Origin of the sequence: Pseudomonas sp. SWI7 (assembly GCF_006351945.1) — a bacterium.
Classification (GTDB): domain Bacteria; phylum Pseudomonadota; class Gammaproteobacteria; order Pseudomonadales; family Pseudomonadaceae; genus Aquipseudomonas; species Aquipseudomonas fulva.
In genome coordinates this window covers 3687501-3700951 of record NZ_CP040930.1, presented here as the reverse complement: position 1 = coordinate 3700951, position 13451 = coordinate 3687501, and the positions used below count along the sequence as shown (strand labels likewise).

Genomic DNA, 13451 nt, shown 5'->3' with positions numbered 1-13451 from the left:
CACGGAAAGGCATCGGTATCACCATTGTTGTTGTTGGTTGCGCCGGGCGCGGCACGTACCTCGCCCTGGCTGACCGGTCTGTGCCGGCAATGGGGCTATCCTAAGCGGGCAAGCTTTCAGCCAGCTTTCGCTCGATCAAGGGTGACAAAAGGTAGGTAAAGCGGGTGGATGGGCTGTTGAGCCGCTACAGCTGTAGCCCACCCGCTGCCTTATGCAGTGCGCGAAGATGCTCTCCGATGTGCTTCACGTTGGCTTCAACTTCCGCTATCTGCCTGGCCCGGGAAGGTTCGAGCAGCGCCCTCACCTCTTTGTCCAGGTTGGTACTCAAGCGCAGCAACTGCGCCTGGCGTTCGCTGCTGACCTTTTCCAGGTGAACCCGCTCTTCTCGCTGCGGCAGCCCGTAGCCTGTGGTGTCGAGCAATTCCGCCGGGCGACTCAGGAAACCGCTGTTGGCGAGCATCTGCTTGAGGGTGGCATCGGCCTTGTCGACGCTACCATCCTTGAGCGCTGCGGCATTGAGATAGCGCTGCTTGACCTCGTCCTGTGCCAACAGCAGTTGCCGTCGCAAGCCCGCCTGTTCCAGAAGCAGCAAGGCGGCACTGGTGCGCAGGTCAGCCTGGTCGAACCAGGGCTTGCGTTGCTCGGCGTCCAGGGCCAACCAATCCTCTACCTTGGTTTGCTTTACCGGCAGTTGCTTCTTGAGCACATCGAACATGGCCTGGTAGCGGTCGCGGTACGAGTCAAAGCGGTAGCCCAGGCGCAGTGCCTCTCGCGGATCGTCCAGCACGCTGGTGTCAGCCAGCCCACGGCCGTCGAGCACGGCAAGCAGGCCATTGGGCATGATGCTGTCAAGGTCGTTGAGTTTTGGGTTGGCGGTACCGCTACGCAGCAGCTTCAGCGATTCCACGGCGCAGTTATTGGACAGGAACCAGTAGTTGCCGTCGTAGCTCCAGTGCATTTCGGCGGCCTGGCGGACCAGGTTCTCGATCTCCTCACGATTGAGCTTGAGTGGCACCGAGGCCAGGCTGCGCAGTTCGGTCTTGGTGTATTCATCGATGACCTGCCCCAGCGGCAGCACGAACAACCGGGAGGGATAGACGCCGACCAGTCCATCCCAGCTGGACAACTGGACGTCGTTGACGAAAGCGCGGTACGAAAGCACCAGGCTTTGATCAAGGTCCAGGCGGCAGTCCGGGCCTCGCGGACGGCCGGGCTTGCAGATGACCAGGCGCAGCATGCTGTGCCCCCAGCGGCTGACCAGGTTCTGATTGGCCTCGGCCAGCAGGTAATCCACTTCGTACACCCGCTCGGGGTCGACCTCACCCAGCGGCTGGCGCGCGAAGTCGCTACCGGCATTGATGAACGGCAGGCCTTTGGCGCAGGCGTCCTGGGGAGGGCTCCAGCCAAAATGTTGAGTCAGGTATCGATTGAGCGCGGGGCGGCGACAGCCATAGCTGGGGTCGAGAAGGAAGTACTCCATATTGACCGCGACGTATTCTTTCGGGCTGCTCAGCTCGTAGCGGTCGGGGCTACGCACGAACTGGCCGTTATGCTGTTCGCGCTCGCCGCGCCGGCCTACGTACTGGGGCCAGCCGGCGAGGTCCAGCAGGCGTGGGTCATCGCTGAGGGTGAACCGTCGCCCCGCCTGGCCGCGGCATTCGCCGGGCAGGCCTATATTCCCGACAGTGCCTTGCAGGCGGTTGCATCGAGTGAGCAATGCGTTCTGCTGCCCCGGCCACAACCGGGCGCGGTCGTAGATATGAGTGAGCTCATGGACCACGGTCGCCAACAGTTCGTTGCGCACAGTGCCATGGGGCCGATGCGTCAGCTCTGTGGTCGCGGTGCCGTCGGCAAGGCTGGGCAGCAGGCGCCGATTGAGCATCAGGCTGGACACCAGTGATGCCTGGCCGTAGGCGTCAGGCGGCATCTGGTCACTCCAACTGACGCTGACGGTGCGATCAAGCCGCTGCTTGAACGAGGGTGGCAGGCTGGCCATCGCTTGGTCGAGCAGCGCCTGGCTGGCGCTGACCTGCTGCGGGGTCAGGTCGGCGGTTTGCAGATCCAGGTGCAAGTCTGCAAGCGCGGGCGTGCCGAGCAGTGTCAGAAGACAGCCGAACCACCCGGCACGCAGTGACTTCACAGCGCGAGAATAGCTTCGGCCAATACCTGGTCACTGGCATCGCGTGCCTGCGGCACACGCTCGCGCAACGTCGTGAACGCCGCTTCCAGTTGCGCGCCACGGATATCGCCGTCGCTGGCCACGAAGCTGGCTGCATCGTCGTGAGCTTCACGTACCACTTTCGAATCGCGAATGGATGTCGTGGTATCCGATGTGAAGTCGATCGAGCGGCCAAAGGCGCGCACGATGATGTTGCTGGTGGCCACCAAGGTCTGAGCCTGGGCCAGGTCGGCCAACAGGAACATGCCGAGAGTAGCGGCAATCAGCGGTTTACGCATGGAGCATCTCCGAAAATACTGGGAGGAAAAGGATAGTCATTCGACGAGGATTGCTCGCGCCAGTTCCAGGTCGCTGGCAGTGCGCGCGGGTTTATGCACGCGAATGGCTTCAAGGGCTGCCTCAAGGCGTGCACCGCGCACACGACCCTCGGTGGCGACGAACATTGCCGCATCGTCGCGCGCTGCGCTTATGAGCTTTCGATCAAAAGGTGCAGTGGTGACCTGGGTCGTGACGTAACCCGAGATCACCAGGCCTTGGGTGGTGGCGTCCAGCGCGTGAGCCGTGGCTATGCCCGCGATCCAGAGCAGGGGTAATAGCAGAAAACGCATGAGCGATCGGCTGGAGACGGCTTGCTGACTCAAAGAGCCAGGATGGCTTGAGCCAGTTGCTCGTCGCTGGCGTGCAAGGCAGGTGCCTGGGCACGGATGTGAACCAGCGCGCTTTCGAGCTTGGCGCCCCGGATGCTGCCCTGGCTGGCGACGAAGCTGGCGGCGTCGTCGCGGGCTGCTTGCACGATCTTGTTATCGCGCAGGGATGAAGACGCATCGGACGTGGCGTTGGTTGAGGCAGCGACGCCTCGTACCACGGTGTCGGTGGTGACGACAAAACTGCTGGCACTGGCTGTACCAGCCAGGCCAAGCATCAGCGCAGCGCCGATCAGGTAAGTACGGGTCATGAACGTAAGCTCCTGGTGTAAGGGGATCCAGCTGGGAACGTGGGCAACGGCCCTTGCCTAGACTATGACAGTCGGTTCTACCAGACAGTTAAGCGAAGCGTATCACGCGGTGCTGTATCAAGATGTTAATGATAGAGCGGCGTTGAACTGTTATGCCTTATAGAAGAGCTCACGGTAACTGTACCGGTGACGGAGATTTTATTTGAAACACAAATAAAAAACCCGTCGCAGGGCTCTGCGACGGGTTTTCGAAATTCACGTTGCCAGTCAGGCTGGCACAGGCGCTTAGCGCCAGAAAGGCTTGCTCAACTCTTCGTAACGCTGCGATTCGCTGATACCGGCGTCTGCCAGCAGACGCGCATCCAAGCGAGCCAATTGACGACGGCTTGCCATACGACGCTGCCAAAGCAACAAGGTAGAGGCTACGCGCAGGGGGAACGAGGCGTTGGATTGTTTGGCGGTGCTTTCAAAAACCAGACCGGAACTGAGGGTACGTTCCATGATGATCATCCTTCCGCTTATGGCGGCATTAGATAGTGATTTAACTGATGCCAATGATCCTCCCCTCTTGTCCATAACAGTAGATACAGTTGCAGGTAAAGAGGGCGAGCCAGTTAACTGTGTAATGCTACTGTTGCACTCGAAAGTGGCTAAACTGTACTGGTGTGCGCGAATATGGTGCATATTTCGGTGATTCCTCTGCCTTCCGGAGAGATCATCTGGTGAAAAGCAGTACAGTAGTACAGTTTATTCAGTTCCTGCCCTGTTGCTGCTTTCTCAGTGGCGTAAAAAAAGGGTCGCCAAGCGACCCTTCGAGGTTTGTGTTTACTTCAGGACGCGTTACAGGGCAAGCATGCGACCTGTCTCTTCCAGGTTTTCATGCCATGCCAGTGCTTCACGCAAGATGTGCGGCGTGTGCCCGCCCCGCTGGCAAGCGCGCTCGAAGTAATCGTTCAAGGCCGCGCGATAGTCGGGGTGCACGCAGTTGTCGATGATCGCCCTGGCGCGCTCCCGAGGGGCCAGGCCCCGCAAGTCTGCCAGGCCTTGCTCGGTGACCAGGATGTCCACGTCATGCTCGGTATGGTCCACATGGCTGACCATGGGTACCACGCTTGAGATGGCGCCGCCTTTGGCAATCGATTTGGTCACGAATACGGCCAGGTGTGCATTACGGGCGAAGTCGCCGGAACCGCCAATGCCGTTCATCATCCGGGTGCCGCAGACGTGCGTGGAGTTGACGTTGCCGTAGAGGTCGAATTCCAGGGCAGTGTTGATACCGATGATACCGAGACGCCGAACCACTTCGGGGTGGTTGGAGATTTCCTGCGGGCGCAGAACCAGCTTGTCCTTGTACTTTTCCAGGTTGCCGAACACGTCGGTGTTGCGGCGACTGGACAGGGTGATGGAACTGCCCGAGGCAAAGCGCAGTTTGCCCGCATCGATCAGATCGAACGTGGAGTCCTGCAGCACCTCGGAGTACATGGTCAGGTCTTCGAACGGCGAGTCGATGAGCCCGCACATCACGGCGTTGGCAATGCTGCCGATCCCCGCCTGCAGGGGCCCCAACCGGTTAGTCATGCGCCCTGCTTCAACCTCTTTCTTCAGGAAGCTGATCAGGTGGTCGGCAATGCCTTGGGTTTCGTCATCGGGTGGCAGCACCGTGGAGGGCGAATCGGGTTGGTCACTGATGACGATGCCTACGATCTTGGCAGGGTCGATGGCAATAGCGGTACTGCCGATGCGGTCATCCACCTTTACCAATGGGATGGGCGTGCGGGTAGGACGGTACGTAGGTATATAGATGTCGTGCAGCCCTTCCAGATTCGGGTTGTGCGACAAATTGATCTCGACGATAACTTTCTTGGCAAAGATCGCAAAGCTCGCCGAGTTGCCGACCGACGTGGTCGGTACAATATGCCCTTGCTCGGTGATGGCCACCGCTTCGATCACGGCAATGTCGGGGAGCTTCAGTTGCTGGTTGCGCAGTTGCTCGACGGTCTCCGACAAGTGCTGGTCGATGAACATGACCTTGCCATCGTTGATGGCCTTGCGCAGCGTACTGTCCACCTGGAACGGCATGCGGCGGGCCAGTACACCGGCTTCGGTCAGCTGTTTGTCCAGGTCGTTGCCAAGGCTCGCGCCGGTCATCAGGCTGATTTGCAGCGGCGACTGCTTGGCGCGTTCGGCCAGCGCGTGAGGGACGGCCTTGGCTTCACCGGCGCGGGTGAAGCCGCTCATGCCGACGGTCATGCCGTCCTCGATCAGGCCAGCGGCGTCGGCCGCACTCATTACCTTGCTATGCAGGGAGGACAAGCGGATGCGATCACGGTACATGGATTGTTATCTCGGGCTACTAAGCTACTGCTGCGCAGTCTAGTGATTTAGACCGGTGCCGTCCCGCGACCATGGTCGTATTACCCCCGCCGCTTCATGGCCGTTGATCCGGATCAATTAACGAAAAAGCCCTGGCCGTTATCGACCAGGGCTCTTCTTGTTCACAGGATCAGAACAGAACCTGCCTCACTCCACGGCCTTGACCATGTCTTCGATGACCTTCTTGGCGTCGCCGAATACCATCATGGTCTTGTCGAGGTAGAACAGCTCGTTGTCCAGGCCTGCATAACCGCTGGCCATGGAGCGCTTGTTGACGATGATGGTCTTGGCTTTGAAGGCTTCGAGAATCGGCATGCCGGCGATCGGTGACTTGGGGTCATTCTTGGCGGCCGGGTTGACCACGTCGTTTGCGCCCAATACCAGGACTACGTCGGCCTGGCCGAACTCGGCATTGATGTCTTCCATCTCGAAGACCTGGTCGTAGGGGACCTCGGCTTCTGCCAACAGCACGTTCATGTGACCAGGCATACGCCCTGCCACCGGGTGAATGGCGTATTTGACGGTGACACCGTTGTGCGTGAGCTTCTCGGTCAGCTCCTTGAGCGCATGCTGGGCACGTGCGACGGCAAGGCCATAGCCGGGAACGATGATCACGCTGTCGGCGTTGCTGAGCAGGAAGGTCGCATCGTCGGCCGAGCCGGACTTCACCGGACGCTGTTCTGTGGAGCTTTGGGCAGCACCCGCTTCGGCATCGCCACCAAAGCCGCCCAGGATGACATTGAAGAACGAGCGGTTCATGGCCTTGCACATGATGTAGGACAGAATCGCCCCGGACGAACCTACCAGCGAGCCGGCGATGATCAACATGGAGTTGTTCAGCGAGAAGCCGATCCCTGCTGCAGCCCAGCCCGAGTAGCTGTTGAGCATCGACACCACCACCGGCATGTCGGCACCGCCGATCGGGATGATGATCAGCACGCCCATGATGAACGCCAGCACCAGCATGAGGGTGAAGGCGCTGTAGTGGCCGGTGAAGGTGAACAGCAACCCCAGCGCGATGGTGGTCAGGCCGAGAATGAGGTTGAGTTTGTGCTGACCGGCAAACTGCACCGGCGCGCCTTGGAACAGGCGAAACTTGTATTTGCCCGATAGCTTGCCGAAGGCGATCACCGAGCCCGAGAAGGTAATGGCACCAATGGCAGCCCCCAGGAACAGCTCCAGGCGGTTACCTGTAGGGATTGGATCGCTGATGGCGGCGACGATTCCCATCGACTGGGGCTCGAGCACTGCGGCAATGGCGATGAATACCGCGGCAAGGCCGATCATGCTGTGCATGAAGGCGACCAGCTCAGGCATCTTGGTCATCTCGACGCGTTTGGCCATCACCGAGCCTGCGGTGCCGCCCACCAGCAGCCCGACGATCACATAGCCGATGCCGGCCGTGGCCAGCTCAGCACCGAGCTTATAAATGAGACCGACCGTGGTGAGGATCGCGATACCCATACCGATCATGCCGAACAGGTTGCCACGCCGGGATGTAGTGGGGTGCGACAGGCCCTTGAGCGCCTGGATGAAACACACCGAGGCGACCAGGTACAGAAGTGTTACCAGATTCATGCTCATGCTGACTTCTGCCCCTCGTTCTTGACCTTTTTCTTGAACATTTCAAGCATGCGGCGGGTGACCAGGAACCCGCCAAATACGTTGACTGCAGCCAGAGCAACGGCGAGCGTGCCCATCACCTTTCCGGCAGGCGTGACCGTTAGCGCAGCGGCGAGCATGGCACCGACGATAACGATGGCCGATATCGCGTTGGTGACTGCCATCAGCGGGGTGTGCAACGCCGGTGTGACATTCCAGACCACGTGGTAACCCACATAAATGGCCAGCACGAAAATGATGAGGTTATAAATGCCATGGGAAATCAGCATGTCTTCCATTTGTCGTGCTCCTCAGCCGTTCTTGCGGACGATTTGACCGTCGCGGCACATGAGGCAGGCCGCGACGATGTCGTCTTCGAGGTTGATGGTCAGGGCGCCGTCCTTGTCGAACAGCAGTTTTGTGAAGTCCAGCAGGTTGCGTGCGTAAAGGGCGGAAGCGTCCGCTGCGACCAGGGCGGGTAGGTTAGTTGGGCCCACGATGGTGACGCCATGGGCATGCACGACCTCGTCGGCCACGGTCAGTGGGCAGTTGCCGCCCTGGGCCGCTGCCAGGTCGATGACTACCGAACCTGGTTTCATGTGGGCGACCGTTTCGGCGCTTAATAGCGTAGGCGCTTTGCGGCCAGGGATCAGTGCGGTGGTAATGACGATGTCTGCTTGCCGGGCACGCTCGTGTACGGCCTGAGCCTGACGCTGCATCCAGCTTGCCGGCATGGGCCTGGCGTAGCCGCCGACGCCTTGGGCACAGTCGCGCTCCTCATCGGTCTCGTAAGGCACATCGATGAACTTCGCGCCGAGCGATTCGATCTGCTCCTTCACCGCAGGGCGCACGTCCGATGCCTCGATGACTGCGCCAAGACGCTTGGCCGTCGCAATCGCTTGCAACCCCGCTACACCTGCACCCAGGATCAAGACGCGTGCTGCCTTCACCGTACCGGCGGCCGTCATCAGCATCGGCATGAAGCGCGGATAGTGATGGGCAGCCAGTAATACGGCCTTGTAGCCGGCGATGTTGGCTTGGGATGAAAGTACGTCCAGGCTTTGTGCCCGAGACGTTCGCGGCGCGGCCTCCAGCGCAAATGCCGTGAGGCCGCGCGCGGCCATCTTGGCGATAACGTCGTTGTTGAACGGGTTGAGCATGCCGACCAGAAGGCTGCCGCTGCTCATCAGCGCCAATTCACCATCGGTTGGCGCGACTACCTTGAGCACCAACTGGGTGCCATAGGCTTCAGCCGCCGAGCCCAGGCGGGCACCGACAGATTCATAGGCGCTGTCCGGAATGCTGGCATTGACCCCAGCACCTTGCTGGACCGTAACCTGATGACCCTGACCTATCAGTTTCTTGATGGTTTCAGGCGTCGCGGCGACCCTTGTCTCGCCGGTCTGCGTCTCGAGCGGAACACCAATGTGCACGACTATTTCTCCTGCGATGACCTTTTTTATATTTGTGAGGCCAGCGCACTTCGTAGGGTGCGCCGGAGCGGCTTAGGGCCCAACCACCCGATCCTGGGCGGGCACAGCATTTTGCAGACGAACCAGACGAGCTTCAATAGAATCTGGAGCGAAACTAACCAATAACTACAAGTCACCATGTGACCAGATGTCGCAGCTGATCTGTTGCGAACGCTCAAGCGCCTTTATTCGTCAAGCTAGGACAGTTTTCAGCGGAAAATCTGCATTTTTCGTGTTTAAGCAGGCGAATGTCGCAAACAGAGGCTTGATAACAGATCGCTGAAGCACTCTATCACTGTCAGAAGCGCTGCAATATAGTTATTTAAATGCGACAGATCATTATATCTGTAGGTGTAAATTATAATTGACTACGGGGTCAGCTTTCCTTGGTGTCAGCGTAATCCGCCGCCTGTGCCACCAGCCATTCCCGAAACGCATCCAGCGTGGTTGATTCGACCCTGCGCTCCGGAATCATTAGATAGTAGGCCCTGTCGCTACGTAGAACATGCCTGTTAGCGACCACCAGCCTACCCTCGCCGAGCTCGCGTTGAATGAGAAAGGGGGGAATGAGCGCAACCCCCATTCCATGCATGGCCGCTTGTGCGAGCATTGAAAAGAGCTCAAGGCGGGGGCCGGTCATGTCGGTTGCTACAGAAATGCCGATGCTGCTGAACCACTGACGCCATGCATAGGGCCGGGTGCTTTGTTGCAGCAGGGGGAGTTGTGCAATGTCGTGCGCCTGGAGGGTGTGCCTATCACCAAGCAACGCCGGGCTGCAGACAGGGACAGGATTTTCACCCATCAGCCTGTGCGAGCGGGTACCTGACCAGTCACCGTCACCAAAGTAGATGGCGGCATCGAAGCTGGTATCGGCAAATAGAAAAGGTCGTGTGCGATTGGTCAGGTTGACCGTGACATCGGGTTGACGCTGCTGGAAATCCATCAACCGCGGCAGCAACCATTGAGTGCCGAACGTGGGCACCACTGCCAGCTCGATCACGCTGGCGCCCTGCTGACGCATCACCGACAGCGTATCGCGCTCTACCGCATCGAGTTGCGCGGCCACTTGCCGGCTGTAGGACAGCCCTGCTTCGGTCAGCTTCACGCCCCGGTGTGAGCGGCGGAACAACTCAACGTTCAAAAAGCCCTCAAGGCTGCCGATCTGCCTGCACACAGCGCCCTGGGTCAGCGACAGTTCCTGAGCAGCCTTGGTGAAGCTTTCGTGGCGGGCGGCAGCCTCGAAGCAAACCAGGGCTGTAGTGCTGGGTATCTTCCGACGCATGCCTATCCCTCACTCGTGGACATTTGGTTTTGGGGTTTCAATGCTCTCTGAGTGAGAAAATAGCACTCATAGGTGCAGAAACGTCGTTTGTCGTCGCCGCTTGCCCGGCCTAGGATCACGTCATAAGTCATCCACCGTTCTGGGAGAAATGCATTCATGGCCGCCAAAGCAAGCTTCAGCTGGATCGACCCCCTCTTGCTGGATCAACAGCTCAGTGAAGAAGAGCGCATGGTTCGAGACAGTGCCTATCAGTTCGCCCAGGACAAGCTGGCTCCGCGCGTGCTTGAAGCGTTCCGTCACGAAAAGACAGATGTAGCGATCTTTCGCGAGATGGGTGAAGTGGGCCTGCTGGGCGCTACGATCCCGGAGCAGTACGGTGGGAGCGGTCTGAACTACGTGTGTTACGGGCTCATTGCTCGCGAGGTAGAGCGCATCGACTCGGGGTATCGCTCGATGATGAGTGTGCAGTCGTCGTTGGTGATGGTGCCGATCAATGAATTTGGCTCCGAGGCACAGAAACAGAAGTACTTGCCCAAGCTTGCCAGTGGCGAGTGGATTGGTTGCTTTGGCCTTACTGAACCCAATCATGGGTCTGACCCGGGGTCGATGGTCACTCGTGCCCGGAAAGTCGAAGGCGGCTATCGGTTGACCGGCAGCAAGATGTGGATCACCAACAGTCCTATCGCTGATGTGTTCGTGGTGTGGGGCAAGGACGACGCAGGTGACATCCGTGGTTTCGTTTTGGAAAAGGGCTGGGAGGGCCTGAGTGCACCGGCGATTCATGGCAAGGTCGGGCTGCGCGCCTCCGTGACGGGTGAGATTGTCATGGACAATGTGTTTGTGCCCGAGGAGAACATGTTCCCTGAGGTGCGCGGGCTCAAGGGGCCTTTCACTTGCCTGAACTCCGCACGCTACGGCATTTCATGGGGAGCGCTGGGCGCTGCCGAGGCCTGCTGGCATACAGCGCGTCAGTACACCCTGGACCGGCAGCAGTTTGGCAGGCCGCTGGCTGCCAACCAGCTGATTCAGAAGAAGCTCGCTGACATGCAGACAGAGATCACCTTGGCACTGCAAGGCTGCTTGCGTCTGGGGCGCATGAAAGACGAGGGCACTGCCGCTGTCGAGATTACGTCGATCATGAAGCGCAACTCATGTGGCAAGGCGCTGGACATCGCCCGCATGGCGCGTGACATGTTGGGCGGTAATGGCATCTCGGACGAATTCGGCGTGGCGCGTCATCTGGTCAACCTCGAGGTGGTGAACACTTATGAAGGCACCCATGACGTGCATGCTCTGATTCTGGGGCGTGCGCAGACAGGTATTCAGGCTTTCTATTAATAAGGAGGCTGTCATGGGAGCGCTTTCGCATCTGCGCGTGCTGGACCTGTCGCGGGTACTGGCGGGGCCGTGGGCTGGTCAGATCCTTGCGGACCTTGGTGCCGATGTCATCAAGGTCGAGCGTCCTGGCAAGGGCGATGACACGAGGGCGTGGGGGCCGCCTTATCTCAAGGACAGCGCGGGTGGCAGTACTGGCGAAGCGGCTTATTATCTGGCAGCCAACCGCAACAAGCGCTCTATCACGATCGACTTCACCCAGGCCGATGGTCAGCGACTGATCCGCGAACTGGCTGCCAAGAGCGATATCGTCATTGAAAACTTCAAGGTAGGCGGCTTGGCGGCTTATGGGCTGGATTATCCATGCCTGAAGGCTATCAATCCGAAGCTCATCTACTGCTCGATCACCGGGTTCGGGCAGACAGGCCCCTATGCGCAGCGTGCGGGCTATGACTTCATGATTCAGGGGCTTGGCGGGCTCATGAGCCTGACAGGGCTGCCGGAGGGTGAGGTGGGTGCGGGGCCTGTGAAGGTTGGGGTGGCGCTGACGGACATTCTTACCGGGCTGTATTCGACGGTGGCGATTCTGGCGGCGCTGTCTCATCGGGAGCAGCGTGGTGAGGGTCAGCACATCGACATGGCTCTGCTGGATGTCCAGGTGGCGTGCCTGGCCAATCAGGCGATGAATTACCTCACAACGGGCGTGCCGCCGCGTCGCCTGGGCAATGCGCACCCGAATATCGTGCCTTACCAGAACTTTCCCACGGCCGATGGCGACTTCATTCTCACTGTGGGCAACGATGGTCAGTTCCGAAAGTTTGCAGAGGTGGCTGGGCAGGTACAGTGGGCTGATGACCCGCGGTTCGCAACCAACAAGGCACGTGTAGCCAACAGGGGCGAGCTAGTACCGTTGATTCGCCAGGTGACGGTGTTCAGGACGACGGCGCAGTGGGTGAGTGACCTGGAAGCAGTGGGCGTGCCGTGTGGGCCGGTCAATGACCTGGCGCAGGTGTTTGAGGATCCACAGGTAGTGGCGCGAGAACTGGCAGTGAGCATGGCGCACCCGCTGGCAGGCACAGTGCCCCAGGTCGCTTCGCCGATTCGCTTGTCGCAGACGCCTGTTGAGTACAGGCATGCGCCACCTCTACTGGGTGAGCATACAGAGAGCGTGTTGAAGGCACTGCTAAGCATGCCGGATGCCGAGGTGAAACGGTTGCGGGTGACCGGGGTGATCTAGCGGGTGACGGCGGCTATGAATAAGCGGGGGGCGGCAGCCCCCCGCTTTGCTTTTGATTTATATGAAATTAAAGGTTGACGCGGTTTCGAATCCCCTTATAATGCGCCCCACTTCCAGCGACATCGGAACGCGAAACTCCTTGAGATTCAATGGGTTAGCTAGTTCGGGTGGTGCTGAAAGGGCTACGATCGAATAGATCGGCGGCGGTTGAGAAGAAGGTTGACAGCGTGTTGAAACGCTGTAGAATTCGCCTCCCGCTACGAGAGATCGAAGCGAGTCAAGTGGTTGAAGTTGAACGAGTTTCTCGAAACAAACTTCAAAATAAATGCTTGACAGGCAATGAGGAAAGCGTAGAATGCGCGCCTCGGTTGAGACGAAACACTCTTAGCCAAACGCTCTTTAACAAATCGAATCAAGCAATTCGTGTGGGTGCTTGTGAGTACGGACTGATAGTCAGAAAGATTATCAGCATCACAAGTGACCATGCGAGAAATCACATAGTCATTTGAGATTGCTGAGCCAAGTTTAGGGTTTCTTAAAAACCCAAGCAGTATTGAACTGAAGAGTTTGATCATGGCTCAGATTGAACGCTGGCGGCAGGCCTAACACATGCAAGTCGAGCGGATGACAGGAGCTTGCTCCTGGATTCAGCGGCGGACGGGTGAGTAATGCCTAGGAATCTGCCTGGTAGTGGGGGACAACGTTTCGAAAGGAACGCTAATACCGCATACGTCCTACGGGAGAAAGCAGGGGACCTTCGGGCCTTGCGCTATCAGATGAGCCTAGGTCGGATTAGCTTGTTGGTGAGGTAATGGCTCACCAAGGCGACGATCCGTAACTGGTCTGAGAGGATGATCAGTCACACTGGAACTGAGACACGGTCCAGACTCCTACGGGAGGCAGCAGTGGGGAATATTGGACAATGGGCGAAAGCCTGATCCAGCCATGCCGCGTGTGTGAAGAAGGTCTTCGGATTGTAAAGCACTTTAAGTTGGGAGGAAGGGTTGTAGATTAAT

General features: G+C 58.8%; 12 protein-coding genes and 1 rRNA gene (1 of these 13 only partly in view). 3 read left to right on the top strand and 10 right to left on the bottom strand.

The features are described from left to right. Positions 1 to 184: 184 nt before the first annotated feature. The 10 genes from FH041_RS16835 to FH041_RS16790 form a co-directional block, all read right to left on the bottom strand. Positions 185 to 2131 carry a DUF4105 domain-containing protein gene (locus FH041_RS16835; protein WP_371259656.1) on the bottom strand — a complete coding sequence of 649 codons (1947 nt, stop codon included), beginning with the start codon at positions 2129 to 2131 and terminating at the stop codon, positions 185 to 187. Between the two features lie 5 nt (positions 2132 to 2136). Continuing rightward, positions 2137 to 2457, bottom strand: a complete 321-nt coding sequence (locus tag FH041_RS16830; protein ID WP_023532340.1) for a DUF2388 domain-containing protein — start codon at positions 2455 to 2457, stop codon at positions 2137 to 2139. 36 nt (positions 2458 to 2493) lie between these two features. Then, positions 2494 to 2787 carry a DUF2388 domain-containing protein gene (locus FH041_RS16825; RefSeq protein ID WP_027913217.1) on the bottom strand — a complete coding sequence of 98 codons (294 nt, stop codon included), beginning with the start codon at positions 2785 to 2787 and terminating at the stop codon, positions 2494 to 2496. A gap of 29 nt (positions 2788 to 2816) precedes the next feature. Further along, positions 2817 to 3134 (bottom strand): DUF2388 domain-containing protein, encoded by a 318-nt coding sequence (locus FH041_RS16820; RefSeq protein WP_027913216.1) that lies wholly within the window; start codon positions 3132 to 3134, stop codon positions 2817 to 2819. 285 nt (positions 3135 to 3419) lie between these two features. Continuing rightward, positions 3420 to 3635 carry a DUF1127 domain-containing protein gene (locus tag FH041_RS16815; protein ID WP_027913215.1) on the bottom strand — a complete coding sequence of 72 codons (216 nt, stop codon included), beginning with the start codon at positions 3633 to 3635 and terminating at the stop codon, positions 3420 to 3422. A 339-nt stretch (positions 3636 to 3974) separates the two neighbouring features. Beyond that, positions 3975 to 5468 carry an acetyl-CoA hydrolase/transferase family protein gene (locus FH041_RS16810; protein ID WP_028687772.1) on the bottom strand — a complete coding sequence of 498 codons (1494 nt, stop codon included), beginning with the start codon at positions 5466 to 5468 and terminating at the stop codon, positions 3975 to 3977. Positions 5469 to 5654: 186 nt separating this feature from the next. Then, positions 5655 to 7091, bottom strand: coding sequence for an NAD(P)(+) transhydrogenase (Re/Si-specific) subunit beta (locus tag FH041_RS16805; protein WP_088522795.1), 1437 nt, complete (start codon positions 7089 to 7091; stop codon positions 5655 to 5657). Continuing rightward, complete coding sequence (locus FH041_RS16800) at positions 7088 to 7408, bottom strand: NAD(P) transhydrogenase subunit alpha (protein ID WP_023532697.1); 321 nt, start codon at positions 7406 to 7408, stop codon at positions 7088 to 7090. Before FH041_RS16800 ends, FH041_RS16805 begins: the two co-directional genes overlap by 4 nt. Before the next feature lie 12 nt (positions 7409 to 7420). Next, the gene (locus FH041_RS16795) at positions 7421 to 8542 is read right to left on the bottom strand and encodes a Re/Si-specific NAD(P)(+) transhydrogenase subunit alpha (RefSeq protein WP_027913212.1); all 1122 of its coding nucleotides are present in this window, start codon (positions 8540 to 8542) and stop codon (positions 7421 to 7423) included. A gap of 415 nt (positions 8543 to 8957) precedes the next feature. Further along, complete coding sequence (locus FH041_RS16790) at positions 8958 to 9863, bottom strand: LysR family transcriptional regulator (protein WP_027913211.1); 906 nt, start codon at positions 9861 to 9863, stop codon at positions 8958 to 8960. A 156-nt stretch (positions 9864 to 10019) separates the two neighbouring features. Between FH041_RS16790 and FH041_RS16785 the strand changes: the two genes are divergently transcribed. The 3 genes from FH041_RS16785 to FH041_RS16775 all read left to right on the top strand — a co-directional run. Continuing rightward, positions 10020 to 11201, top strand: coding sequence for an acyl-CoA dehydrogenase (locus tag FH041_RS16785; protein ID WP_027913210.1), 1182 nt, complete (start codon positions 10020 to 10022; stop codon positions 11199 to 11201). Positions 11202 to 11214: 13 nt separating this feature from the next. Then, a complete protein-coding gene (locus tag FH041_RS16780; protein ID WP_088522793.1) occupies positions 11215 to 12435 on the top strand; it encodes a CaiB/BaiF CoA-transferase family protein in 1221 nt (406 codons plus the stop codon). Between the two features lie 555 nt (positions 12436 to 12990). Continuing rightward, positions 12991 to 13451, top strand: a 16S ribosomal RNA gene (locus FH041_RS16775); it runs 1076 nt beyond the window's last position.